At 53.7% G+C, this 285-nt stretch carries 1 pseudogene; it reads left to right on the forward strand.

Annotated features, from left to right (window positions below):
• Nucleotides 1–285: pseudogene (locus tag J4G32_RS21235) on the forward strand (phosphate ABC transporter substrate-binding protein PstS); the annotation flags it as partial.

Genomic DNA, 285 nt, shown 5'->3' on the forward strand with positions numbered 1-285 from the left:
CCGACGGAAGAGAGCTTCTCTAATGCGGCGAAAGGCGCAGACTGGAGCAAAACCTTCGCGCAGGATCTGACCAACCAGAAAGGTGACGATGTGTGGCCAATCACCTCCACCACCTTTATCCTGGTCCACAAAGCGCAGAAGAAACCTGAGCAGGGTGCTGAAGTGCTGAAGTTCTTCGACTGGGCCTACAAAAATGGCGCTAAGCAGGCGAATGATCTGGACTACGCCAGCCTGCCGGATAACGTTGTTGAGCAGGTTCGTACCGCCTGGAAGACCAGTATAAAA

It is taken from the genome of Microvirga antarctica, assembly GCF_017921815.1.
In the GTDB taxonomy this organism is placed as follows: domain Bacteria; phylum Pseudomonadota; class Alphaproteobacteria; order Rhizobiales; family Beijerinckiaceae; genus Microvirga; species Microvirga antarctica.